24 protein-coding genes are annotated in these 24,806 nt (G+C 61.0%); 8 read left to right on the forward strand and 16 right to left on the reverse strand.

Translation table 11 applies throughout. The features are described 5' to 3' along the window. Positions 1–116 precede the first annotated feature (116 nt). Complete coding sequence (locus C4J85_RS26025; RefSeq protein ID WP_124368747.1) at positions 117–746, forward strand: TetR/AcrR family transcriptional regulator; 630 nt, start codon at positions 117–119, stop codon at positions 744–746. Positions 747–876: 130 nt separating this feature from the next. On the opposite strand, the gene C4J85_RS26030 is transcribed toward C4J85_RS26025, so the two are convergent. The 10 genes from C4J85_RS26030 to argE form a co-directional block, all read right to left on the reverse strand. Continuing rightward, complete coding sequence (locus C4J85_RS26030; RefSeq protein WP_003176783.1) at positions 877–1,092, reverse strand: molybdopterin-binding protein; 216 nt, start codon at positions 1,090–1,092, stop codon at positions 877–879. Between the two features lie 18 nt (positions 1,093–1,110). After that, a complete protein-coding gene (ssuB, locus tag C4J85_RS26035; RefSeq protein WP_124368748.1) occupies positions 1,111–1,917 on the reverse strand; it encodes an aliphatic sulfonates ABC transporter ATP-binding protein in 807 nt (268 codons plus the stop codon). Further along, positions 1,914–2,702 (reverse strand): aliphatic sulfonate ABC transporter permease SsuC, encoded by a 789-nt coding sequence (ssuC, locus tag C4J85_RS26040; protein ID WP_124364874.1) that lies wholly within the window; start codon positions 2,700–2,702, stop codon positions 1,914–1,916. Before ssuC ends, ssuB begins: the two co-directional genes overlap by 4 nt. Positions 2,703–2,711: 9 nt before the next feature. Beyond that, positions 2,712–3,860: an FMNH2-dependent alkanesulfonate monooxygenase gene (ssuD, locus tag C4J85_RS26045; RefSeq protein WP_124364875.1), complete on the reverse strand. Its 1,149-nt coding sequence runs from the start codon at positions 3,858–3,860 to the stop codon at positions 2,712–2,714. 25 nt (positions 3,861–3,885) lie between these two features. Beyond that, positions 3,886–4,854, reverse strand: coding sequence for a sulfonate ABC transporter substrate-binding protein (locus tag C4J85_RS26050; protein WP_124364876.1), 969 nt, complete (start codon positions 4,852–4,854; stop codon positions 3,886–3,888). A 93-nt stretch (positions 4,855–4,947) separates the two neighbouring features. Then, complete coding sequence (ssuE, locus tag C4J85_RS26055) at positions 4,948–5,541, reverse strand: NADPH-dependent FMN reductase (protein ID WP_124364877.1); 594 nt, start codon at positions 5,539–5,541, stop codon at positions 4,948–4,950. A gap of 307 nt (positions 5,542–5,848) precedes the next feature. Next, complete coding sequence (locus C4J85_RS26060) at positions 5,849–6,487, reverse strand: peroxiredoxin (RefSeq protein ID WP_015886425.1); 639 nt, start codon at positions 6,485–6,487, stop codon at positions 5,849–5,851. Positions 6,488–6,759: 272 nt separating this feature from the next. Continuing rightward, on the reverse strand, positions 6,760–8,133 hold the full coding sequence (locus tag C4J85_RS26065) for an OprD family porin (RefSeq protein WP_124372217.1): 1,374 nt from the start codon (positions 8,131–8,133) through the stop codon (positions 6,760–6,762). Positions 8,134–8,774: 641 nt separating this feature from the next. Then, positions 8,775–10,073 carry an amino-acid N-acetyltransferase gene (argA, locus tag C4J85_RS26070; protein ID WP_124368750.1) on the reverse strand — a complete coding sequence of 433 codons (1,299 nt, stop codon included), beginning with the start codon at positions 10,071–10,073 and terminating at the stop codon, positions 8,775–8,777. Positions 10,074–10,209: 136 nt separating this feature from the next. Next, the gene (argE, locus tag C4J85_RS26075) at positions 10,210–11,358 is read right to left on the reverse strand and encodes an acetylornithine deacetylase (protein WP_124411031.1); all 1,149 of its coding nucleotides are present in this window, start codon (positions 11,356–11,358) and stop codon (positions 10,210–10,212) included. A 157-nt stretch (positions 11,359–11,515) separates the two neighbouring features. On the opposite strand from argE, the gene C4J85_RS26080 reads away from it, so the two are divergent. Beyond that, positions 11,516–12,883 (forward strand): inorganic triphosphatase, encoded by a 1,368-nt coding sequence (locus C4J85_RS26080; protein ID WP_124411032.1) that lies wholly within the window; start codon positions 11,516–11,518, stop codon positions 12,881–12,883. A 102-nt stretch (positions 12,884–12,985) separates the two neighbouring features. Here the strand turns inward: C4J85_RS26080 and C4J85_RS26085 are convergent, their stop codons facing one another. Then, positions 12,986–13,456 (reverse strand): Lrp/AsnC family transcriptional regulator, encoded by a 471-nt coding sequence (locus C4J85_RS26085; RefSeq protein ID WP_124364881.1) that lies wholly within the window; start codon positions 13,454–13,456, stop codon positions 12,986–12,988. A 127-nt stretch (positions 13,457–13,583) separates the two neighbouring features. Here C4J85_RS26085 and C4J85_RS26090 point away from each other — a divergent pair, with 127 nt between their 5' ends. The 6 genes from C4J85_RS26090 to C4J85_RS26115 all read left to right on the forward strand — a co-directional run bounded on the left by C4J85_RS26090 (position 13,584) and on the right by C4J85_RS26115 (position 18,833). Then, the gene (locus tag C4J85_RS26090; RefSeq protein ID WP_124411033.1) at positions 13,584–13,922 is read left to right on the forward strand and encodes a hypothetical protein; all 339 of its coding nucleotides are present in this window, start codon (positions 13,584–13,586) and stop codon (positions 13,920–13,922) included. A gap of 81 nt (positions 13,923–14,003) precedes the next feature. Continuing rightward, positions 14,004–15,689 (forward strand): GspE/PulE family protein, encoded by a 1,686-nt coding sequence (locus C4J85_RS26095; protein ID WP_124411034.1) that lies wholly within the window; start codon positions 14,004–14,006, stop codon positions 15,687–15,689. Between the two features lie 77 nt (positions 15,690–15,766). Next, complete coding sequence (locus tag C4J85_RS26100) at positions 15,767–16,687, forward strand: SPFH domain-containing protein (protein ID WP_124364884.1); 921 nt, start codon at positions 15,767–15,769, stop codon at positions 16,685–16,687. A 10-nt stretch (positions 16,688–16,697) separates the two neighbouring features. Continuing rightward, on the forward strand, positions 16,698–17,144 hold the full coding sequence (locus C4J85_RS26105) for an NfeD family protein (RefSeq protein ID WP_124411035.1): 447 nt from the start codon (positions 16,698–16,700) through the stop codon (positions 17,142–17,144). Positions 17,145–17,212: 68 nt separating this feature from the next. Then, positions 17,213–17,527, forward strand: a complete 315-nt coding sequence (locus C4J85_RS26110) for a DUF2388 domain-containing protein (RefSeq protein ID WP_124364886.1) — start codon at positions 17,213–17,215, stop codon at positions 17,525–17,527. 163 nt (positions 17,528–17,690) lie between these two features. Continuing rightward, positions 17,691–18,833, forward strand: coding sequence for a DegT/DnrJ/EryC1/StrS aminotransferase family protein (locus C4J85_RS26115; RefSeq protein WP_124411036.1), 1,143 nt, complete (start codon positions 17,691–17,693; stop codon positions 18,831–18,833). Between the two features lie 49 nt (positions 18,834–18,882). On the opposite strand, the gene gcvH is transcribed toward C4J85_RS26115, so the two are convergent. From gcvH to C4J85_RS26140, 5 genes are all read right to left on the reverse strand, one after another. Then, positions 18,883–19,266 carry a glycine cleavage system protein GcvH gene (gcvH, locus tag C4J85_RS26120; RefSeq protein WP_124368756.1) on the reverse strand — a complete coding sequence of 128 codons (384 nt, stop codon included), beginning with the start codon at positions 19,264–19,266 and terminating at the stop codon, positions 18,883–18,885. Between the two features lie 53 nt (positions 19,267–19,319). Then, positions 19,320–20,402 carry a glycine cleavage system aminomethyltransferase GcvT gene (gene gcvT, locus C4J85_RS26125; protein WP_124411037.1) on the reverse strand — a complete coding sequence of 361 codons (1,083 nt, stop codon included), beginning with the start codon at positions 20,400–20,402 and terminating at the stop codon, positions 19,320–19,322. 156 nt (positions 20,403–20,558) lie between these two features. Beyond that, positions 20,559–22,175: an iron ABC transporter permease gene (locus tag C4J85_RS26130; RefSeq protein WP_124411038.1), complete on the reverse strand. Its 1,617-nt coding sequence runs from the start codon at positions 22,173–22,175 to the stop codon at positions 20,559–20,561. A 228-nt stretch (positions 22,176–22,403) separates the two neighbouring features. Beyond that, the gene (locus C4J85_RS26135) at positions 22,404–23,408 is read right to left on the reverse strand and encodes an extracellular solute-binding protein (RefSeq protein WP_124368759.1); all 1,005 of its coding nucleotides are present in this window, start codon (positions 23,406–23,408) and stop codon (positions 22,404–22,406) included. Between the two features lie 176 nt (positions 23,409–23,584). After that, positions 23,585–24,802 carry a 2-octaprenyl-3-methyl-6-methoxy-1,4-benzoquinol hydroxylase gene (locus tag C4J85_RS26140; protein ID WP_164487893.1) on the reverse strand — a complete coding sequence of 406 codons (1,218 nt, stop codon included), beginning with the start codon at positions 24,800–24,802 and terminating at the stop codon, positions 23,585–23,587. Positions 24,803–24,806: the final 4 nt, after the last annotated feature.

Here is a 24,806-nt window from a genome sequence, read left to right on the forward strand (position 1 = left end):
TGCATTCCAAAGTTGGAACTCGGTCAAGTGTGGGAGGGGGCTTGCTCCCGATAGCGACTGGGCAGACAACACACCTTCCTGCTCATACAATGCGCTTTGCCTTGTAGGAGACTTCCATGCCCCCCCGCCCCGCCGCCCCTCGCAAACCCCGCGCCCGCAGCCAGGCCCGGATCGACGCGATCCTGGACGCCGCCCGCGCCTTGCTGGCGGCCGAAGGCGTGGCCGGCTTGTCGATCTACAGCGTGGCCGAACGCGCGCAGATCCCGCCCTCGTCGGTGTACCACTTTTTCGCCAGCGTGCCGGCGTTACTGGAGGCATTGACGACGGATGTGCATGCAGCCTTCCGCGCGGCCATCCAGGCGCCCATCGAACATGACTCGCTCCAGACCTGGCGCGACCTGTCCTGCATCGTCGAACAGCGCATGCTCACCGTCTACAGCAACGATGCCGCCGCCCGCCAGTTGATTCTGGCCCAGCATGGCTTGACCGAAGTCACCCAGGCGGATCGTCAGCATGACCTGGAATTGGGGGATCTGATGCTCGACGTGTTCAATCGCCATTTCGAAGTGCCGACGTTACCCAGCGATGTGGATGTGTTCGCCCTGGCATTGGAGCTCAGCGACCGCGTGTATGCGCGTTCGGTGCACCAGCATGGGCAGATCACGCCGCGCATGGCGGAGGAAGGGATGCGGGTGTTTGATGCGTATGTGGGGCTTTATTTGCCGGCGTATTTGCCCAAGCGGTGATTCTTCTAATGATCGTTCCCACGCTCTGCGTGGGAATGCATCCCATGACGCTCTGCGTCACTTTTATGCAGCGGGACGCGGAGCGTCCCAGGCGGGATTCCCACGCAGAGCGTGGGAACGATCAAAACACTCACAATTTGGCGATCGACACCTCGGTCGATTTCACGAAGGCAATCACTTCACTGCCAATCACCAACTCCAGCTCCTTGACCGAACGGGTGGTGATCACTGAGGTGACGATGCCGGACGCCGTCTGCACGTCGATTTCCGACAACACATCGCCCACCACGATTTCCTTGATGGTGCCTTTGAACTGGTTACGCACGTTGATGGCTTTGATAGTCATGATTTTTTCCTCTGCGAGTTATTGAGCCCAACGCAATTGCGTCGGCAGCGGTGAAACAGGTTCGGGTTCCGGCGGTGAGCCGGGCAGCGACAGCACGCGGTTGAGCACTTCGGCTTCCAGCGCAGCCAGGCGATGTGAACCTCGGGCGCGGGGACGAGGCAGGTCCACCATCAGGTCCAGGCCGATTTCGCCGTCTTCGATCAGGATGACCCGGTCGGCAATCGCCACGGCTTCACTGACGTCATGGGTGACCAGCAGCACGGTAAAGCCGTGTTTGCGCCACAGGTTTTCGATCAGTTGCTGCATCTCGATACGTGTCAGGGCATCCAGCGCGCCCAGCGGTTCGTCAAGCAGCAACAGGCGCGGCTGGTGAATCAGGGCCCGCGCCAACGCGACGCGCTGCTTCTGGCCACCGGACAAGGCCGCCGGCCACTCCTCGGCGCGCTCGGCCAGGCCCACCGCCTCCAGCGCTTGCAACGCCTTGGGGCGCCAGTTGCCCGTAAGGCCCAGGCCGACGTTGTCGATGATCTTTTTCCACGGCAGCAAGCGCGCTTCCTGGAACATCAGCCGCGTGTCTTCGATTGCCTCATGCAGCGGCGCAGAACCTGCCAGAAGCTCGCCGCCACTGGCTTTGTCCAGCCCCGCCAGCAGACGCAGCAAGGTACTTTTGCCACAGCCGCTGCGGCCGACCACCGCCACGAATTGGCCGGCCGGGATATGCAGGTCGATGTCCTTGAGCACTTCGCGAGCGCCAAAGGATTTGCGCAATTTGCGCACCGCCAGGGGGATGCCCTTGAGCAGGCGCGGGGGTTGTTGAGCCGTCATGCCGCACCTCCCTTATTCACTTGATACGCCGGGTGCCAGCGCAGCCACACCCGTTCCAGGCCTCGCGCCGCCAGGTCGGCCAGCTTGCCGAGGATCGCGTACATGACGATGGCCAGCACCACCACGTCGGTCTGCAGGAACTCGCGGGCGTTCATCGCCAGGTAACCGATGCCCGAACTGGCCGAGATGGTTTCCGCCACGATCAGCGTCAACCACATAAAGCCCAGGGCAAAGCGCACGCCCACCAGGATCGACGGCAACGCGCCCGGCAGGATCACTTGCCAGAACAGGCTGAAGCCGGACAAGCCGTAGCTGCGCGACATTTCCACCAGCGCCGGGTCGACGTTGCGGATGCCGTGGTAAGTGTTCAGGTAGATCGGGAACAACGTGCCCAGGGCCACCAGGAAAATCTTCGCGGTCTCGTCAATCCCGAACCACAGGATCACCAAGGGAATCAGCGCCAGGTGCGGCACGTTGCGGATCATCTGCACCGAGCTGTCCAGCAGACGCTCGCCCCACTTCGACAGGCCGGTGATAAAGCCCAGGGCCAGGCCGATGCTGCCACCGATCACAAAGCCCAGGCCCGCGCGCCAGCCGCTGATCGCCAGGTGCGTCCAGATTTCGCCGCTGCGGACCAGGTTGATGCCAGCCTCGATGACCGCACTGGGCGCCGGCAGAATGCGCGTCGACAGCCAACCCGCCGTCACCGACAACTGCCACACCGCTAGCAATAGAATCGGCAGCACCCAGGGCGCTACGCGATGGCTGAATTTTTCCAGGTTCATGGCACCCCCTCAGCTCTGCGACGCAGCTTTGGGAAGGATGTCGTTGGCCACCATCTCGCCGAACGGGCTGACGTAGCCGGCGCTTTTCGGCAGTTCAGGACGTTCGATATCCAGGTGCGGGAACAGCAGTTCTGCGACCCGATACGACTCTTCCAGGTGGGGATAACCGGAGAAGATAAAGGTGTCGATGCCCAGGTCTGCATATTCCTTGACCCGTGCCGCAACCGTTGGGCCATCGCCCACCAGCGCAGTGCCCGCACCGCCGCGCACCAGGCCGACCCCGGCCCACAGGTTGGGGCTGACTTCCAGGTTGTCGCGACTGCCGCCATGCAAGGCCGCCATGCGCTGCTGGCCCACCGAATCGAAGCGCGCCAGGGACGCCTGGGCGCGGGCGATGGTTTCGTCGTCCAAGTGGGAGATCAGTTTATCGGCGGCTTTCCACGCCTCCTCGTTGGTTTCACGCACGATCACATGCAAGCGAATACCAAAGCGCAGAGTGCGCCCAAGCTTGGCGGCCTTGGCCCGTACTTGTTCGATTTTTTCCGCCACCGCTGCCGGGGGTTCGCCCCAGGTCAGTACCATTTCCACCTGTTCGGCTGCCAGGTCCTGGGCCGCTTCGGACGAACCGCCGAAATACAGCGGCGGGCGTGGCTGCTGGATTGGCGGGTAGAGCAACTTGGCGCCTTTGACGCTGATGTGCTCGCCGTCGTAATCCACGGTCTCGCCTTCCAGCACGCGACGCCAGATGCGCGTGAATTCCACCGACGCCTGGTAGCGCTCTTCGTGACTGAGGAACAAGCCGTCGCCGGCCAGTTCTTCCGGGTCACCGCCGGTCACCAGGTTGAACAGCGCACGACCACCGGACAGGCGGTCCAGGGTCGCCGCCTGGCGCGCAGCCACCGTCGGGGAAATGATCCCGGGGCGCAGCGCAACCAGAAACTTCAAACGCTGGGTCACGGGAATCAGCGAGGCAGCCACCAGCCACGAGTCTTCGCAAGAGCGCCCGGTGGGGATCAACACCCCACCGAAGCCCAGGCGGTCAGCGGCCTGGGCCACTTGTTGCAGGTAACCGTGATCGACGGCGCGAGCGCCTTCGGCGGTGCCAAGGTAATGACCGTCGCCGTGGGTAGGCAGGAACCAGAAAATATTGAGGCTCATGGAGTTGTCTCCTGAAGAAGTCGGATTACGGCGCTTTGGCAACCGAGGCGGGTGGGGTCCAGATCACGTCCTTGATGCTCAAGGGCTTGGGAATCAATTTGAGCTGGTAGAAGCTGTCGGCGATTTTCTGCTGGGCCGCGACCACTTCGGGCGTCAGGAACAGCGCCCCGTAGCCCTGGCGTTTCACCGAGGTCAGGGTGATATCAGCGGGCAGGCCGAGCAACGGCGCGACCTGGTCCGTCACTTCCTGCGGGTTGGCCTTGGACCATTCGCCCACGGCGCGCACTTCTTCCACCAGCGCCTTGATCACTTCTGGGTGCTGTTCGGCGTAGGGCTTGGTCGCCAGGTAAAACTGGTGGTTGTCGGCGATGCCGGTGCCGTCGCGCAGGGTGCGCGCTTGCAGTTGTTTCTCGGCGGCGGCCTGGTACGGGTCCCAGATCACCCAGGCGTCCACACTGCCGCGTTCGAAGGCGGCGCGGGCATCGGCGGGCGGCAGGAACACGGTTTTCACGTCGGTGTAGGCAAGGCCGGCGTCTTCCAGCGCACGAACCAGCAGGTAGTGCACGTTGGAGCCTTTGTTCAGCACGATCTTCTTGCCCTTGAGCTCGGCCACCGTTTTGATCGTCGAATCCTTGGGCACCAGGATCGCTTCACTGGTCGGCGCGGGCGGCTCGTAGGCCACGTAAAGCAGGTCCGCACCGGCGGCCTGGGCGAACACGGGTGGGGTTTCGCCGGTGACGCCAAAGTCGATGGAGCCGACGTTCAGACCCTCGAGTAATTGCGGGCCACCGGGGAATTCGGTCCATTGCACCTGCACGCCCTGGGCAGCCAGGCGTTTTTCCAGGGTACCCTTGGCCTTGAGCAGCACCAGCGTGCCGTATTTCTGGTAACCGATGCGCAGGGTTTCTGCGGCGTGGGCTTGAACGATGGCGCCGAAGGACACAGCCGCAGCAAACAGTGCGACCAGACCGCGACGCAAAATGACAGTGCGCATGGCGCTCTCCAAATAGGCGATTAGGGTATTGGTGGCACCTGCTTGGCCGTTGGCGGCTGAGTAAGGTGAGTGTTTCCAGATGTCGGGTAAGGCTTAAATGCTCCAGCGAGCACTCAACAAACGTTCATTCAGTACATGCGGGTCGAGCGGTTTCGGGCGGCGGGCCATGGCGCTGTAGAACTGCTCCAGGGCTTCGTGCAAGCGCTGCTCGAGCACGGGCACCAATTGCGCCTGGGCACTGCCTTCGCCGTAGGCGATCTGGCTGTCTTCGGCAAAGATCCCATGCAGCAATTCCTGCGCTTTGAGCGCCGACAACACGGGTTTAAGGGCGTAATCCACCGCCAGCATGTGCGCGATGCTGCCACCGGTGGCCATTGGCAAGACCACCTTGTGGGCCAGGGCGCGCTCAGGCAGCAGGTCAAGTACCGTCTTCAATGCACCGGAGAACGACGCCTTGTACACCGGCGTGGCGATCACCAGACCATCGGCATTCGCCACTTGCTGCAACAGGTCGATGACCTTGGGGCTGTCGAACCGTGCGTGCAGCAGGTCTTCGGCCGGAAAGTCGCGGATCTGGTAACTCACCACTTCCACGCCCTGGTCCTGCAGCCATTGACGGGTTTTCTCCAGCAAGACCCCGGAGCGGGAACGCTGACTGGGACTGCCTCCAAGTGTTACGACCAGCATGCAAGTATTCCTTGAGCAAGTGTCGGCGGTTCGCTGTGTGACGATGGCGCCAAGATGGAACAGACCTTAGCAGTAGATTTATATATCTTTAAATCTTATTTATTCATTTGTTTATTCCATAAAAACATATGGGATAAACAGATCGCCAGGCGAAAAAAAAGGCCGTCGAAACGGCCTGAAAACCCCCTGCTATGTGAACGGTGAAAATGTGGGAGGGGGCTTGCTCCCGATAGCGGTCTTTCAGTAACAAGTGCATTGACTGACCCACCGCAATCGGGAGCAAGCCCCCTCCCACATGGGTCCTGTGTTAACGATTGGGTTGCGGGGTCAGCCGCAGGTACGGCTTCACCGCCCTATAGCCCTTGGGAAAGCGTTTCTTGATCTCTTCCTCATCCTTGAGCGACGGCACGATCACCACCTCATCGCCGTCCTGCCAGTTGGCCGGGGTGGCGACCTTGTGGTTGTCGGTCAACTGCAGCGAGTCGATCACCCGCAGGATTTCGTGGAAGTTACGACCGGTGCTGGCCGGGTAGGTAATGGTCAGGCGGATTTTCTTGTTCGGGTCGATCACGAACAGGGAGCGCACGGTGAGGGTGTCGCTGGCATTGGGGTGGATCAGATCGTAGAGGTCCGAGACCTTGCGGTCGGCATCGGCCAGGATCGGGAAATTGACCACGGTGTTCTGGGTTTCGTTGATGTCTTCGATCCACTTGTGGTGCGAATCCACCGGGTCAACCGACAAGGCGATGGCCTTGACGCCGCGCTGGGCGAATTCATCCTTGAGTTTGGCGGTGAAGCCCAGTTCGGTGGTGCACACCGGGGTAAAGTCCGCCGGGTGAGAGAACAGCACACCCCAGCTATCGCCCAGCCATTCGTGGAAACGAATCTTGCCGGCGCTGGAATCCTGTTCGAAGTCGGGGGCGATGTCGCCCAGTCTTAGGCTCATGGTGGGGCTCCTGATGAGTGCTTATGGAGCCCACTGTGCAGGGTTTGGGAAGATTTTAAAAAGAATAAATATCGATTTATCTAGACGATAAAGGAATATAAAAATCTGTTCATTGGACTTCGGAGCAGACGAGGATCAACATCGTTTTCAAGGTTCGAGAAGGCCTTGAGACGCTGTACCAAGAGGGACTTCAGGAAGGGCTTGCGGGGGTTGAGCCCGACTTGAAAGCAACACACCTTGCCCGGCATTGCGCCGGGCAAGGCTTTAAGCAGTTACTTGAACGCGTAGGTGTAGCTGACGATTACACGGTTTTCGTCCTGATCGCGCGCGGCAGCAACATCGTTGCGCCACATAGCGTTTTTCCAGGCAACGCCGACGTTCTTGAACACGCCTTCTGGAACAACGTACGCCACCGTAATGTCACGTTCCCACTCGGACTGGCCGGTGAACTCGGCACGGCTACCGTTGACGGTATCGATGTCGGTGCCTTTGAGGTACACGACACCGGCGGTCAAGCCAGGCACGCCAACCTTGGCGAAGTCGTAGGAGTAGCGAGCTTGCCAGGTACGTTCGCCAGCACGGGCGAACTTGGCGATTTGCATGTCAGTGGTCAGGTAAGCCGACGAGCCGTCACCCTGGTTCAACCAAGGGAAGTCGCTGCTGCCGTTGCTGACCTGGTAACCACCACCGAAGGTATGACCGGCAACGGTGTACAGGAACAGGCCGCTGTACAGGTTGTTATCGACCTTGCCACGACCGGAGTTCACGCCGCTGTAGTTGCCCGAGGAGAAGTAAGCCGACTCGTGGCCGTTCTTGCCGTCATCCGAGCTGTTGAAATAACGCAGGTCAGACTTCAGTACGCCAGGACCGATGGCCCAGTTATGGGTCAGGCCCAGGAAGTGCTGCTTGTAGAAGTCTTCCAGATTGCCGTAGTAGTACTGGGCAGTCAGGTCCTTGGTGATCTTGTAGTCACCACCGGCGTAGTAGAACTTGTTGCTGTCACGCCAGCTTGCACCACGGGAGTTGGCGCCAGCGATCGACAGGTTGTCGACGTTGCTGGAGTTACGGCCCTTGGCTTTTTCGATCTGGCCGGCAACCAGCGTCAGGTCTTTGTAGACATCGTTACTGGTGATCTGGCCACCCTGGAAGGTCTGCGGCAGCAGACGACCGTCGTTGGTCACGATGACCGGCAGTTTTGGCTGCAGCGTACCGAGCTTCAGTTCAGTCTGGGAGATCTTGGCTTTGGCGGTCAGGCCCAGGCTCGAGTAGTTATCAACGGCTTCGCCATTGGACTTGCTCGGGAACACGGTGCCACCGTAGGAGCTCGCCGTGGCGCCGTTGGTGCCGCCGCCGGAATCCAGGCGAACACCCAGCAGGCCGATAGCGTCGAGACCGAAGCCTACGGTGCCTTGGGTGTAACCGGAGATGAAGCGCAGGTCGAAGCCCTGGCCCCATTCTTCCTGCTTGTTTTGCACACCGGCACGCTTGTTGGCTGCAGTACCAGCGGCCGAGTCGCGGTTGTCGGTGTTGATGTAGAAGTTACGCAGACCCAGCGTTACTTTACTGTCTTCGATGAAACCGGCAGCGCCTGCTTGCTGGGCGATGGCGCCCAACGCTACAGCCACAGCCAAGGTGGACTTCTTCATGTACCGCTCCTCTCATTTCTAATTTTTGTATTTCTTTGGTCTCGGGTCTGACGCCCTCGATCCACAGATGCGCGATTAGCGCCAGATAGTGACCACCAAGTCAATCCTAACCTTGCGTGCCTACTACCTTCGTCTAACCGCAGTTGATTTGGTCCCTGCAGGGTAATGAGTTTTTCATACACCCAAAAAGAATTGTTTCATTCTTTTTCATACGATTCAGGAATAAGCGCATTCACGCACCGGGCTGGTCAGGCTATACAGACCATCCCATAAGCTAATTCCTAAAGGGTATTTATCAGCGCTTTTTTAGATCGCTTAGTGTTGACGTTCTGCTGCATACGTCACCCACGATCAAAAAGGCGACGCCATCATGGCCAAAGGCACATCCTCCCGTCAATTTGTTACAGTTTTTGTATCGGGATTAGTTTCTTTTGGTTTCAACGCGACGGCCTTTTTATCGTATCGGCACAGATGAAGGCTTCTGAAGCCTTGGTAAAGTTTTTGAAGGCGCAGGGCTCAAATGTGGGAGGGGCTTGCTCCCGATTGCGGTCTGTCAGCGACTTATCAGTTAACTGACCCACTGCTACCGGGGGCAAGCCCCCTCCCACATTTGGATACGTGTGTGTTTTGGTGGATTAGGTTTACAGGGCCTTCTCGAAAATTTTCGAGTTGCGCTGATAGTTGTACAGCGACGCTCGCGCCGACGGCAGGCGGTCCACGCTGCTTGGCACAAAGCCGCGCTCACGGAACCAGTGGGCGGTGCGGGTGGTGAGGACAAACAAGGTCTTCAGGCCCTGGGCCCGGGCACGGGTCTCGATGCGCTCGAGCAACACATCGCCGCGTGCGCCATGGCGGTATTCCGGGTTCACCGCCAGGCACGCCAACTCACCCGCATCCGAATCGGCGATCTGATACAACGCCGCGCAGGCAATGATCATGCCTTCACGCTCGACCACGCTGAACTGCTCGATCTCGCGCTCGAGCACTTCCCGGGAACGACGCACCAGGATGCCCTGCTCTTCCAGCGGGCTGATCAGGTCGAGCAAACCGCCGACGTCTTCAATCGCCGCTTCGCGCACCAGTTCGAATTGCTCCTGGGCGACCAGCGTACCGCCGCCGTCGCGGGTGAACAGTTCGGTGAGCAAGGCGCCGTCTTCGACGTAGCTGACAATATGGCTGCGCCCCACCCCACCACGACAGGCTTCGGCGGCGGCATCGAGCAGCTCGGCCTGATAGTTGCTGCCCAGGCGCTGCAGGTGCGCCGGCACTTGCTGCGGACGCAACTCACGCACCAGTCGGCCGTTTTCATCGATCAGGCCCAGGTCGGCACCAAACAGCAGCAATTTGTCGGCGCCCAGGTCGATGGCGGCACGGGTGGCAACGTCTTCGCAGGCCAGGTTGAAAATCTCACCGGTGGGCGAATAACCCAACGGCGACAGCAGTACGATGGAGCGCTCGTCCAACAGCCGGTTGATGCCCTTGCGGTCGACCCGGCGCACTTCGCCGGTGTGGTGATAGTCCACGCCTTCGAGCACACCGATTGGCCGCGCGGTCACCAAGTTGCCGCTGGCCACCCGCAGGCGCGAGCCCTGCATGGGCGATGACGCCATGTCCATGGACAGGCGCGCTTCGATGGCAATACGCAACTGCCCCACCGCGTCGATCACGCACTCGAGCGTTGCCGCATCGGTAATGCGCAAACCTTCGTGATAAGCCGGGGTAAGGCCGCGCGCTTCAAGGCGCGCTTCAATCTGCGGACGCGAGCCGTGCACCAGCACCAGTCGCACACCCAGGCTGTGCAGCAGCACCAGGTCGTGGACGATATTGCCGAAGTTCGGGTGCTCCACCCCATCGCCAGGCAGCATGACCACAAAGGTGCAGTCGCGGTGGGCGTTGATGTAGGGCGAAGCGTGACGAAGCCAATTAACGTAGTCGGGCATAACACCTGGGCCTGTAATAAAAAGCAGCCAAAAAAGGATCAATCGTGAAAGCGCACAGCGGGCTGATGGTTATCGTCGGAACAGGCTTGGCGACACGCTCACTCTCCTTTCTATGTACGAACAGGCAGGGGTTAATTTATGCAGGTTTCAGGCAGTAATGTTCGATCAGTTCCCGCAATAGACGCACTGTAGGCGTCAAGCGTGACATTTCGAGGTATTCACCCGGCTGGTGCGCACAGGCGATATCGCCAGGGCCGAGCACCAGGGTTTCGCAACCAAGGCGCTGAAGATAAGGCGCTTCGGTGCCGAACGCCACTGCTTCGGCACGGTGGCCGGTCAAACGTTCCGCCACCCTCACCAACTCGGCGTCTTCCGGCTGCTCGAAGGGCGGTACTTCCGGGAACAGCGGCGCGTAATCGATCTTGACCTTATGCCGCTCGGCCAGGGGCTCGAGTTTTTGCCGGATGGCGGCGCGCAGCACCGCAGGGTCCATGCCCGGCAGGGGGCGCAGGTCGAACTCCAGGGAGCATTGGCCACAGATGCGGTTGGGGTTGTCGCCGCCATGGATGCAGCCGAAGTTCAGGGTCGGCTGCGGCACGCTGAACTGCGGGTTGCGGTATTCGCGCTGCCAGGCAAGGCGCAGGCCGCGCAGTTCGCCGATGGCGTCGTGCATGGCTTCAAGGGCACTGTGACCAAGGCTTGGGTCCGACGAATGGCCGCTGCGCCCTAGGATGTCGATGCGTTCCATCATCACGCCTTTGTGCAGGCGGATCGGCTTGAGGCCGGTCGGTTCGCCGATCACCGCCGCCCGGCCCAGCGGCCGCCCCGCCTCGGCCAGTGCGCGGGCACCGGACATGGAGCTTTCTTCATCGCAGGTGGCGAGGATCAGCAGCGGTTGCTTGAACGGTTGGTCCAGCAGCGGCAGCACCGCTTCAATCGCCAGCGCAAAAAAACCCTTCATGTCGCAACTGCCCAATCCTACCCAGCGGCCGTCGACTTCCGTCAGCTTGAGCGGGTCGGTTTTCCACAGTGCCGCGTCGTAGGGCACCGTGTCGCTATGACCAGCCAGCACCAGGCCACCGGGGCCACTGCCGAAACTTGCCAACAGGTTGAACTTGCCAGGGCTGACCTGCTGGATGTCGATGGAGAAGCCCAGGTCGCCCAGCCAGGTGGCGAGCAGGTCGATCACCGGGCGATTGGTCTGGTCGAGGGACGCCTGGGTGCAACTGACCGACGGCGCGGCAATCAACGCGGCGAACTGCTCTTTCATGGACGGTAACGGCATGCGCGGTCTCCAACTTCCCGGATGAACCCCACTATAGAGCCATCTGCACGACACAATAAACCGTTGCGGCACGTTGCCGGGCTCAGTCCTGTACACTGCACGACCTTGGCAGCCACACTTTTCCCCGGCTGCGCTCCCGATCCTGGATTTTCCGGCCATGCAGAAAGAAACCGAAATCAAGCTCCGTGTCAGCCGCGAAACACTCGCCGCGCTGCGTGAGCACCCGCTACTGAAAAAACGCAACAAAAGTGGCTGGGAACGCCGTGAGTTGATGAACCAGTACTTCGACACCCCCGAGCGCGACCTGGCCCAGGCCAAGGTGGCCCTGCGCTTGCGCAAGGACGGTGACGACATCATCCAGACCCTCAAGACCCGTGGTCAGAGCGTCGCCGGTTTGTCGGAACGTAACGAATACAACTGGGACCTGCCCAAAGCCAAGCTCGATGTGAAGAAGCTCGACGGCGAATGCTGGCCCGAGCAACTGGCCGAGCTGGACAAAAAGACCCTCAAGCCGATCTTCACCACCGACTTCGTGCGCGAGCGCGCTGAAATCGCCTGGGGTCGCGGCAAGGCCAAGGTAGTGATCGAAGCCGCCCTGGACCTGGGCCACGTGGTGGTCGGCAAGCAGAAGGAAGAAATCTGCGAGCTGGAACTGGAACTGCGCGAAGGCGAACCGGCTGCCCTGCTGGAACTGGCCGCCGAACTGGCCGCGACCCTGGCGCTGATGCCTTGTGACATCAGCAAGGCCGAACGTGGCTATCGCCTGTACGACGCCAGCAGCTATTCCTTGAGCCTGCCGGCACCGCAGATCCACGCAGAAATGCCATTGGACGATGCTTTCGCCGCAATCATGTGGCACTTGCTGGGCAGCAGCCAGCGCCTGGCCGAACAATATCGTTTCAATGGCCACTGGCGCTTGCTGCAGGACTGGGTCGAGACCCTCGGTGAATTGCGCGCGCTGATCGGCAGCCTCGGCCAGGCCGCGCCGCGTCAATCCACCAGCGAATTGCGCAGTGTCCTGGATGCGTTGCTGGAAGACTGGCGCCCGCTGGTCCAGGCCGGTGACGACGATGAAGACATCCGCAAAGCCGCGCCGGAGCAGTTCGTTGAAGAGCTGCAGGACGTACGCTGGGGCCTGTTCTCCCTGAACACCTCGCGCTGGCTGCTGGCCCGCACCTGGACCGCCGAGCGTAACGTGCGCGGCAACCGCCAGGGCGCTGCGCAAATCACCAACTGGCTACCACGCCTGCTGGCCGACGACGCCGTTGCCCTGCAACTGCCGCGCTACCAGCAGCAACCGGAAGACCTGGCCGAGCAACTGCCGCGTATCGAACGCATCCAGGCCTGGCTGCACCATGCCCGTCAGGTGGTGGACATTCCGGAACTGGACCGTTTGTACGGCGAGCTGAACAAGCTGGCGCACCTGGCTAACCAGCCGATTACCGATGAGTCGCTGGATGCGCGGATGCACCAGGCGATTGCGGTTTATCAGAATCGTGCCTGGAAGACTTTGCTGCGTCTGTAATATCGCCATCGGGGGCAAGCCCCCTCCCACATATAACTGCATTCCAAAGTAGGAACTCGGTCAACTGTGGGAGGGGGCTTGCTCCCGATAGGGCCGAACCTGCTAGCGCAATACTGGCAGGCTGGTGGTGGACTTGATCTCAGACAGAGCCACAATCGAATTAACCTCCTGAATCCCCGGCACCATCGACAACTTGTCGAAGAAAAATCGCTCGTACGCCTCGATATCCGACGCAACAATGCGCAACAGAAAATCCACCGCGCCCATCAGCACATAACACTCCAGCACTTCCGGAAAGCCACGAATCGCCTCGGTAAACTCGGTGAAGTTGGACCGACCATGGGCGTTGAGTTTGACCTCGGCGAAAATCTGCGTGTTGAGGCCGATTTTCTTGCGGTCCAGCAAGGTGACCTGGCCACGGATCACGCCATCCTCCTTGAGCCGCTGAATACGCCGCCAGCATGGTGACTGCGAGAGGCCGACCTGCTCGGCGATCTGTGCGCTGGAGAGCGAAGCGTCCTCTTGGAGCAGGGCCAGGATACGACGGTCATAAGCGTCCAGTTCGCTTTGCATAGAAATACCTTATAAGTTGATTAGGTTGAATTGATTGATTCGATTATCTGCCAATCTGTTGGATTTTAGATAAGAAATCTCAGCCGCTGCGTGTAAAAATTTCTTCAGTCGAATTTGGAGAATCAGCATGCACGCCGTCGAAACCGCTCACTCTGTTACCCGCGCCGATGCATGGGCCGTCGATAGCCTTCACTGCGAGGCGCATTATCGAATCGTCGCGGAGGCGGAGCCGGACGTACTGTGTCGAGTGCTGAATTACTTCGCGCTGCAATTTCTCACGCCCAATCAGGTGAGCGTGAACAGGGAAGACGACCTGCTGCGCATCGACATCATGATGGACGGCCTGAGCTGGCACCGCGCCCAGGTGATCGGTGAAAAGATTCGAAACCTGATCAGCGTGTGTTCCCTGGAACTGCGCCCGGCCGACTGCGCGCGGCTTCAAGCCGTGGCCGCAACGTCGCGGTAAAAACCTGCAATACACGCACAAGGAGGATTTTCAGAAGCTGGCTAGCCTGGGATTACACCCGACGCCCACCAGGAAACCCTCATGTCCGCCGCCCTTCCAGATCGCCCTTTGGAACTGCATCAACTGCTGCCTGCATTGCTCGAGCAGCAGCTGATCACGGCAGAAACGGCGCAACGGTTGTCGTCCGCGCCCACCAGCGCCCAGCATCCCCTGGAGCGTATCGCCGCAGAGGGACCGTGCCTGGAAACGTTAACCCAATGGCTGGCCCGGCAGGTCGAGCAACCTTATCTGCGCATTGACCCGCTGAAGATCGACGTCGCGACGGTGGTGCCGCTGATGTCCCATGCCTTTGCCCAGCGCCACGCCATCCTCGCAGTCGCCGTAGATGCGCGCAGCGTTACCGTCGCCAGCGCTCAACCCCATGTCAGCGGCTGGGAGGCCGGGCTTTCCCAAGTACTCAAACGCACGATCAAGCGCGTGGTGGCCAATCCCCAGGCGATCCAGCGCTGTATCAGCGAGTTCTATCGGTTGGCCAAATCGGTCAGTGGGGCTGATCAAAAAATGGCAGCGCCCGGCAATGCCGACCTGCTCAACCTCGGCGCCAGCGATAAGGAGCCGCACGCCGATGACGCGCATATCGTCAATATCGTCGACTGGCTGCTGCAGTACGCCTTTGGTCAGCGGGCGAGCGATATTCATATAGAGCCCTGCCGCGAACAGGGTCGTGTGCGCTTTCGCATCGATGGCCTGTTGCATGACGTCTACCAATTTCCGCCGCAGGTCACCACCGCTGTCGTCAGCCGCCTGAAAAGCCTTGGCCGTATGAACGTGGCAGAGAAGCGCAAACCCCAGGATGGGCGCATCAAGATGAAAACCCCGGCGGGGGCTGAAGTGGAACTGCGCCTTTCGACCTTGCCCACCGCTTTTGGCGAGAAGCTGGTCATGCGCATTTTTGATCCCCAGGTGCTGCTCAAGGATTTCGACCAGTTGGGCTTGTCTGCCGAAGATCAACAGCGCTGGCAGGCCATGAGCCGACAGGCCCACGGCATCATCCTGGTCACCGGCCCGACCGGCTCGGGCAAGACCAGCACGCTTTACGCCACCCTCAAGCAACTGGCGAGCCGGGAGGTCAACCTGTGCACGGTGGAGGACCCCATCGAGATGGTCGAACCGGCGTTCAATCAGATGCAGGTCCAGCACAACATCGACCTGACCTTCGCCAGCGGTATCCGCGCGCTACTGCGCCAGGACCCGGACATCATCATGATCGGCGAGATTCGCGACCAGGAAACCGCCGAAATGGCGATCCAGGCTGCGCTGACCGGGCACCTGGTGCTGTCGACGCTGCATACCAACGATGCGCCGAGCGCGATCAGCCGCTTGCAGGAACTGGGGATCGCTCATTATTTGATCAAGGCGACGCTGATAGGCGTCATGGCGCAACGCTTGGTGCGTGTGCTGTGCTCCCATTGCAAACGCGCCGTGGCCGACGCCTACGAAGCCGCCGGCTGCGTGGAATGCCGCGACAGTGGTTATCGGGGCAGAGCCGGGCTCTATGAAATCATGACGGTGGACGAAACCCTCAAGGCGCTGATCACCCCTGGCGCGGACGTGCAGGCCTTGCGCCGTGCGGCTCTCGGGCAAGGCATGCACAGCCTGCGCATGGCCGGCCTGCAAAAGGTGAAGGCCGGGCTGACGACGATGGCGGAAGTCCTGAGGGTGACCCCTGGGGATTCAGAAACAAATCCTTTGTTTGTTGGGCACTGAAACCGTCCTTATCCGTGACGAGACCGTTACACTCGACCGAACGTCATGTCACCGACATCATCAGATAGGGAATCGCTATGCAGATCGGCACCGTACTGCTTCTTTTCGTGGGGTTGGCCATTGCCATCCTGTTCATGGGTTTCAAAGTGGTGCCCCAGGGCTACCAGTGGACAGTCGAACGTTTCGGCCGCTATACCAACACCCTCAAGCCCGGCCTCAACATCATCATCCCGGTCATGGACCGCATCGGCCGCAAGATCAACGTGATGGAAAGCGTGCTGGATATTCCTCCCCAGGAAGTGATTACCGCCGACAACGCCACCGTACAGATCGACGCCGTGTGCTTCTTCCAAGTGGTGAACACGGCCCAGGCCGCGTACGAGGTGAACAACCTCGAGCATGCCATCCGCAATTTGCTGCAAACCAATATCCGTACGGTGCTTGGCTCCATGGAGCTGGATGCGATGCTGAGCCAGCGCGACGGTATCAATGAAAAACTGCTGCGCACCGTCGACGAAGCCACGGCGCCGTGGGGCATCAAGATCACCCGTATCGAAATCAAGGACATCAGCCCGCCTGCCGACCTGATGGCGGCCATGTCCGGCCAGATGAAAGCCGAGCGGATCAAGCGTGCGCAGATCCTCGAAGCCGAAGGCCTGCGAGCCTCGGCGATCCTCACCGCCGAGGGCAAGAAACAGGCGCAGATCCTCGAGGCCGAGGGTAGCCGCCAGGCCGCCTTCCTTGAGTCCGAAGCGCGTGAGCGCCAGGCCGAGGCTGAAGCCCGGGCGACCCAGGTGGTATCGGAAGCGATCGCATCCGGTAACGTGCAGGCGGTGAACTACTTCGTCGCGCAGAAATATATCGATGCTCTGGGCAAGCTGGCGTCGGCCAACAACAGCAAGGTGATCCTGATGCCGCTGGAAGCCAGCCAGGTGATCGGTGCCGTGGGCGGTATCGGCGAGATCGTCAAAGCGGCTTTCGACAACAAGAAAGGCTGAGGTCTCCATCATGTGGGATTTCCTGCAGCACCTTTCGTTCTGGGACTGGCTGGCGCTGGGCACCGTGTTGTTGATTCTCGAGGTGTTCGGCGCGGGAGGCTACCTGTTGTGGATGGGTATCGCCGCAGCCGCCGTGGGAGTGATCAAGTTTATCGTCCCGCCCCTGGGACTTGAGTGGCAACTGCTGCTGTTCGCCCTGTTGTCAATATTGACGGCCGTGTACTGGTGGAAACGCCAACGCAGCGGCGCCAAGGCCAGCGATCAACCCGGCTTGAATGAGCGCGGTTCAGAGTTGATCGGACGCACCTTCGTGGTGCATCAGGCGATCGTGGATGGCAGGGGCAAGGCTAAAGTCGGCGATGGCGTATGGATGGTCACCGGTGCCGATGCGCCCGTAGGCGCTCAAGTGCGCGTGGTTGGCCAGGATGGGGTGGTTTTAAAGGTTGAAACTGTTTAGTCAGTGATGGAACTGGATCAGGTTAACTACAATCAAAATGTACAGATAACCCACCGGAGTCACCCATCATGCGTCTTAAATATGCTGTCGCAACCCTCGCTGTGCTCTCCCTCCCTGTCGGCTCAGCCATGGCCGATAGCTTCTGGCGTAATGTCATCTCGTCGGGCGCAACCACCGGCTCGACTTACCTGACCTTCAAGGACCACAAGCTGGTAGTCGCCGCCCAGGACGACGCCGGCAGCTTCGTCGCCAGCAACGGCGGCATTCGCGGCCCGTATCTGGAAGCGGCCATGCAGAAGGTCCGTGCTGATAACCCTGGCCTGCAAGCCACGGATATGGAACTGGCCAACGCCATCCTCGCGAAGAACGCTGTAACCGAGTAATACCTGCACGTTAAAAAATGCCGCTTTTTCAAGCGGCATTTTTTTGCCTGGAGCGTGACGAATCATTCACGGGCGACAGGCTATATTCAGTCGAGCCATGCAACCATGCAGGGCTGACACGTCCATTACTCATCGCCTACCTGAAACGGATGCCCTCTTCGTCATGAGCCAACAGCCCTTCCTGCCGTTTTCCAAACCTACCATTGATGAAGCCACCATCTCGGCGGTCGGCGATGTGCTGCGCTCGGGCTGGATCACCAGCGGACCGAAGGTGCAGGCGTTCGAAGCGCAGCTGTCGGAGTATTTCGGCGGCCGGCCGGTACGCACTTTCAACTCCGGCACCTGCACCATGGAGATTGCCCTGCGCATCGCCGGTATCGGGCCTGGGGATGAAGTCATTACCACACCGATTTCCTGGGTTGCCACGGCCAACGTTATTCTGGAGGTAGGCGCCACTCCGGTATTCGCCGATATTGACCCGGTGACCCGCAACATCGACCTGGCCCAAGTCGAAGCCGCGATAACCCCGCGCACCAAGGCGATCATCCCGGTCTATCTGGCCGGCTTGCCCCTGGACATGCCGATGCTTTACGCGCTGGCCAACAAGTACAACCTGCGCATCATCGAGGACGCCGCCCAGGCCCTGGGTTCCAGTTGGGACGGGCAACGCATCGGCGCTACCGGCGACTTTGTGTCGTTCAGTTTCCAGGCAAACAAGAACATCACCTCATCCGAAGGCGGCTGCCTGGTGCTCAACAACGCCGAAGAGGCCCGTCTGGCCGAGAAATACCGCCTGCAAGGCGTGACCCGCAGCGGTTTTGATGGCTTGGATGTGGACGTGTTGGGTGGCAAATTCAACATGACCGATATCGCCGCCGCCATTGGCCTGGGGCAGTTTGCGCATATCGAGAAGATCACCGCCCATCGCCAGAACCTGGCTCGGCATTACTTCGAATGCTTCGGCAGTGATTTTGAACAAGTGTACGGCGCGCAACTGCCGCCTGCCGACTTCGAAAACAGCAACTGGCACCTGTTCCAGCTGGTATTGCCGGAGCGTCAGGACGGTTTGCCTGCCCGCGCCACCTTTATGGAGCGGATGCAGGCCCACGGCGTCGGCATCGGTTATCACTACCCGCCGATCCACCTGCTGAGCCTGTATCGGGCACAAGGGTTCAAGGAAGGCATGTTCCCGGTGGCGGAGCGTGTTGGGCGTCTGATCGTGTCGTTGCCGATGTTTACGGCGATGACGAAGGCGGATGTAGAGCGGGCTGTGGCGGCGGTCAAAGCAGTACTGAAAGCAAGCTGATCACATAATGTGGGAGGGGGCAAACCCCCTCCCACATTGGGTTTTGCGTTTACTCGCCGATAGCGGCTTTGTAGCCGGCAGCGTCGAGCAGTTTTTCCAGATCAGCCGAGTTGCTTGGCTTGAGCTTGAAGATCCAGGCGCCATACGGGTCAGAGTTCAGCAGCTCAGGACTACCGCTCAACTCTTCGTTGACCGCAATCACCTCGCCAGCAACCGGCGAGTAGATATCCGAAGCGGCTTTCACCGACTCAACCACACCCGCCTGGCCTTGCGCTTCAAAAGTGGCACCAACCTCAGCCAGTTCAACAAACACCACATCACCCAAGGCTTCCTGAGCATGGTCGGAGATCCCGACGGTCACGGTGCCGTCGGCTTCCAGACGGGCCCACTCATGACTTTCGGCAAAACGCAGGTCGGCAGGGATATTGCTCATAGTCTGTGTCCTCAAGAAGAAATGTCAGCGGCCATAGGCCTGCCGGAAAATAGTTAGATCAGGGTTTTGCCATGGCGTACGAAGGTCGGCTTGACCACTCGCACCGGGTACCACTTGCCGCGGATTTCCACTTCGGCCCGGTCGGCAGTCGCCGTCGGTACGCGCGCCAGGGCAATGGATTTGCTCAGCGTAGGTGAGAAACTACCACTGGTGATCTCTCCTTCGCCAACATTGGCGATACGAACCACCTGGTGAGCGCGCAGAACCCCCCGTTCTTCCAGGACCAGTCCCACTAATTTGAATTGCACCCCGGCAGCCTTTTCCGCCTCCAGCGCGGCGCGGCCGATGAAATTTCGCCCGGCGGGCTCCCAGGCGATGCTCCAAGCCATGTTGGCGGCCAGGGGTGATACCTGCTGGTGGATATCCTGGCCATACAGGTTCATGCCGGCTTCCAGGCGCAGGGTGTCGCGGGCACCGAGGCCGATGGGGGAAATACCGGCGCCCACCAGATCGTTGAAAAAACCCGGCGCCTGGTCTGCAGGCAGGACAATTTCCAGGCCGTCTTCGCCGGTGTAACCGGTGCGGGCAATAAACCAGTCGCCGTCGGCCTGGCCTTCGAAGGGCTCGAGCTGATGGATCAGGGTGCCACGGGACTGGGTCACCAATTCGGCGATCTTGTGCCGCGCATAGGGACCTTGAATGGCGAGCATGGCCAGCTCGGGGCGCTCCTGCAGCTGCACTTGATATCTGCCCAGTTGCGCCTGCATCCAGGCCATGTCCTGGTCACGGGTGGCGGCGTTGACCACCAGCCGGTAACCGGTTTCGGTACGGTAGACGATCATGTCGTCCACTACCCCGCCCTGCTCGTTGAGCATGGCGCTGTACAACGCGCGGCCGCAGCCGTGCAATCGATCGACGTCATTGGCCAGCAAGTGCTGGAGCCATTCCTTGGCCTGAAGGCCGCTGACATCGATCACGGTCATATGAGATACATCGAACACCCCGCAGTCGCGCCGCACCTGATGGTGCTCCTCAACTTGCGAGCCGTAATGCAAAGGCATATCCCAACCGCCAAAATCGACCATTTTCGCGCCGAGGGCGAGATGCAGGTCATACAGAGGCGTACGCTGTCCCATGGGTTTCTCCTTCCGGGCTTGGCGAAGGTGCGCAGAGTTGCCGCCAGTGCCGAGCGCCTTGGATGACAAGGCCTGCAGACACCTGTGGCAACCCGCCTCGAAAGACGCGGCACACCGAATGCCGCGCATTGTAGCCGCAAGCTGTAGGACTGGCACCTAACCGATTTGTCGTGCGGAGCGTCGGATCAGCCCGACGACCGGCAACAACCCAACCAGTACCAGGGTCAGCGCCGGCAGCGAGGCCCGCGCCCATTCCCCTTCACTGGTCATTTCAAAGATCCGCACCGCCAGGGTGTCCCAGCCAAACGGGCGCATCAGCAAGGTGGCGGGCATTTCCTTGAGCACATCGACGAACACCAGCAGCGCCGCGCTCAGGGTGCCGGGCAGCAACAGTGGCAGATACACCTTGCAAAACAGTTGTGGGCCGCTCACCCCCAGACTTCGTGCGGCCTCGGGCAACGACGGACGGATACGCGCCAGGCTGTTTTCCAGCGGCCCGTAGGCCACCGCCAGGAACCGCACCAGATAGGCGAGCACCAGCGCCGAGAGGCTGCCCAGCAGCAACGGTTTGCCCGTACCGCCCAGCCAGCCCGACAGCGGCACCACCAGTTCGCGGTCCAGGTAGCTGAAGGCGAGCATGATCGACACCGCCAGCACCGATCCGGGCAAGGCATAACCGACATTGGCCAGGCTGATGCCGGAGCGAATCGCCCGAGTCGGCGCAAGACGGTTGGCGAACGCCAGTATCAGCGCCACGCCGACGGTGATCAGCGCCGCAATCGCGCCCAGATACAGGGTGTGCAGGATCAGGCCGGTGTAGCGCTCATCCAGGTCGAACCGGCCACGCTGCCAGAACCACACCACCAGTTGCAGCACCGGGATCACAAACGCGCAGGCGAACACCAAGCCACACCAGCCACTGGCCGCTGCCGCCTTGAACCCACGCAGGTGATACAACGCCTTGCCTCGCGGGCGCTCGTTGCTGGGCCGGCTTGCTCCACGGGCGCGCCGTTCGCCATACAGCACCAGCATCACCACCAGCAGCAACAGGCTGGCGAGTTGGGCTGCGCTGGACAGGCTGAAAAAGCCGTACCAGGTTTTATAGATGGCGGTGGTGAACGTGTCGAAATTGAACACCGAGACCGCACCGAAATCCGCCAGGGTTTCCATCAAGGCCAGGGCGACACCCGCCCCAATCGCCGGACGCGCCATGGGCAGCGCCACGCGCCAGAACGCTTGCCAGGGCGACTGGCCCAGCACCCGCGCCGCTTCCATCAAGCCCTTGCCCTGGGCCAGGAATGCAGAGCGCGCCAGCAGGTAGACATAGGGGTAGAACACCAGCACCAATACGATGATCACGCCGCTGGTGGAGCGCACACGCGGCAGGCGCAGCCCGGCGCCGAACACGTCGCGCAGCAGGGTTTGCACGGGGCCCGCAAAATCCAGCAGTCCCACGAACACGAACGCCAACACGTAGGCCGGAATGGCAAAGGGCAGCATCAGTGCCCAGTCCAACCAGCGGCGGCCGGGGAATTCGCAGAGGCTGGTCAGCCAGGCCAGGCTTACGCCCAGCAACGTCACGCCAAAGCCGACGCCGAGCACCAGGGTCAAGGTGTTACCCAGTAAACGTGGCATCTGGGTGTCCCAGAGGTGGGACCAGATCTGGGCGTCGACGCTTTGCCAGGACAGCAACAGCACGCTCAGCGGCAGCAGCACCAGGGCGGCGACGCTGAAGACCGGCAGGTACCAGCGGCGTTGGGCGGGATGGGCCAAGGCTTAATTCTCTGGAGGGTGAACACAACACTGTGGAGGGGACGTGCCCTACAGCCTGTTAAGGCTTTTTGTAGGAGCGAGCTTGCTCGCGAAGAACTCAGGGCCCCCGCGTTTATCCAGAATGAACGCGTTGCCTGAACGTTTTTCGCGAGCAAGCTCGCTCCTACAGTGGCATGGCGGTGAATCAGCCCCCCTCCCACATTTTTTGATCTGCGGCGATTTACAAAATCAGTTCCAGCCGGCGCGATCCATCAAGCGGATAGCCTCGGCCTGACGCTTGCCCGCCACTTCCACCGGCAAGGTGTCGGCCACGAATTTGCCCCAGCTCGCCACCTCCGCCGACGGCGCTACCGCTGGGTTGGCGGGGAACTCCTGGTTCACATCGGCGAAAATCTGCTGCGCCTCGGGCGTGGTCATCCACTCCACCAGGGCCTTGGCCGCCGCCGGGTGTGGTGCGTGCTTGGTCAGGCCAATGCCCGACAGGTTCACATGCACGCCACGGTCGCCCTGGTTCGGCCAGAACAGCTTCACCGCCAGGTCCGGCTTCTGCTTGTGCAGGCGACCGTAGTAGTACGTGTTGACGATACCCACATCGCATTGCCCGGCATTGATCGCCTCCAGCACCGCAATATCGTCGGAGAATACGTCGGTGGACAGGTTATTCACCCAGCCTTTGACGATTTCTTCAGTCTTGCTCGCGCCATGGGTTTCGATCAACGTGGCGGTCAGTGACTGGTTGTAGACCTTTTTCGCCGTGCGCAGGCACAGCCGGCCTTCCCACTGTTTGTCGGCCAGGGCTTCGTAGGTGGTCAGGTCGCCCGGTTTTACCCGGTCGGTGGAATAGGCGATGGTCCGCGCGCGCAGGCTCAAGCCGGTCCAGGCGTGGGCCGAAGAACGGTATTGCAACGGAATGTTCTTGTCGATCACCTCGGAGGTGAACGGCTGCAGGATGCCCATCTGCTCGGCCTGCCAGAGGTTGCCGGCGTCGACGGTGAGCAGCAGGTCGGCGGTGGCGTTTTCGCCTTCGGCCTTGATGCGCTGCATCAGCGGCGCTTCCTTATCGGTGATGAATTTGACCTGTACACCGGTCTTGCGGGTGTAGGCGTCGAACACCGGCTTGATCAGTTCGTCGATGCGCGAGGAGTACACCACCACTTCGTCGGCGGCCTGCACGACGGTGCTGCCGATCAGGGTGAGTGCCAGGGCAGTCAGGAGGCGCTTGGGTGCCAACATGGGTGCGGTCGCTCATTTGCAAAAAGAGCGCAAATGATAAGGACTCACATTTGGTACCGCTTGCTGGAGGCGTTACCAGATGTTGCACGGTCGGAGGTATGCGTGAGGGCTGATGGCCTCATCGGGGGCAAGTCGAATCGTCGCACCGCCCCTCCCACAGGGTGCCGCATTTCAGTTCACAGTTTGGCGAGTTCCGGAAGGTCGCCGGTCAAGCCCAGGGCCTGGCGTACAAACAATGCCTTGGCTTCGGGCAACTGGTCGACCATTTTCAAACCGGCATTGCGCAGCCAGCGCAACGGCAGTTGATCGGCCTGGAACAAGCGCTCGAAGCCCTCCATTGCCGCCATCAGCGCCAGGTTATGCGGCATGCGCCGCCGCTCGTAGCGGCTCAGCACCTTCACATCCGCCAGACGTTCACTGCGTTCGTTGGCCGCCAGCAGCACTTCAGCCAGCACCGCGGCATCGAGAAATCCCAGGTTCACGCCCTGCCCCGCCAACGGGTGGATGACGTGGGCCGCATCGCCAATCAATGCAAGGCCTTCGGCCACATAGCGTTTGGCGTGGCGCTGACGCAACGGCACGCAGACGCGCGGGTCGGCGCTGATCACGTTGCCGAGGCGCCCTTCAAAGGCGCGCTCCAGTTCACCACAAAAGCGTTCATCGTCCAGGGCCATCAGGCGCTCGGACTCCGCCGGCGTGGTCGACCACACAATCGAGCACCAATCCTCTTGCCCATCGCGCACCAGCGGCAAAAACGCCAGCGGGCCGGTATCGGTGAAGCGTTGCCACGCCGTGCGCCGGTGCGGCTGGCTGCTGCGCACGCTGGTCACGATGGCGTTATGCAGGTAATCCCATTCACGGGTGGGAGTGCCGGTCAGGCGGCGCACCGCCGAGTTGGCGCCGTCGGCGGCGACCACCAGCGGCGCGCGCAGCTTGCGCCCATCGGCCAGGGTCAGCAGCCAGTCATCTCCAGAGCGACGCATCTGCTCCAGGCGCGCAGTGGCCAGCAGCCCCAGGTCGCAATCATGCAAGCGGTCCAGCAAGGCATCCTGGACCACACGGTTCTCGACGATATGCCCCAGCACCTCGGCATGTACGCTGGCTGCCGAAAAGTGGATCTGCCCGGTGCCGCTGCCGTCCCACACGTGCATCTCACCATACGGGCTGGCGCGGCGCTGGACGATGCCGTCCCACACGCCAAGGCGCTCCAGAATGCGCTGGCTGGCGGCGGATAACGCGCTCACCCGCGGTTCAAACGCCGCTGCAGGCTCGAACGGCTTGACGCTCAGCGGGCTGCCGTCAAGCAGCAACACCTGCAGGCCACTGCCCTGCAACGCCAGCGCCAGGGCGCTTCCGACCATTCCGGCCCCGACAATCAGCACATCTGCGCGCATGTCC

It is taken from the genome of Pseudomonas sp. R4-34-07, from assembly GCF_003852375.1.
GTDB lineage: Bacteria > Pseudomonadota > Gammaproteobacteria > Pseudomonadales > Pseudomonadaceae > Aquipseudomonas.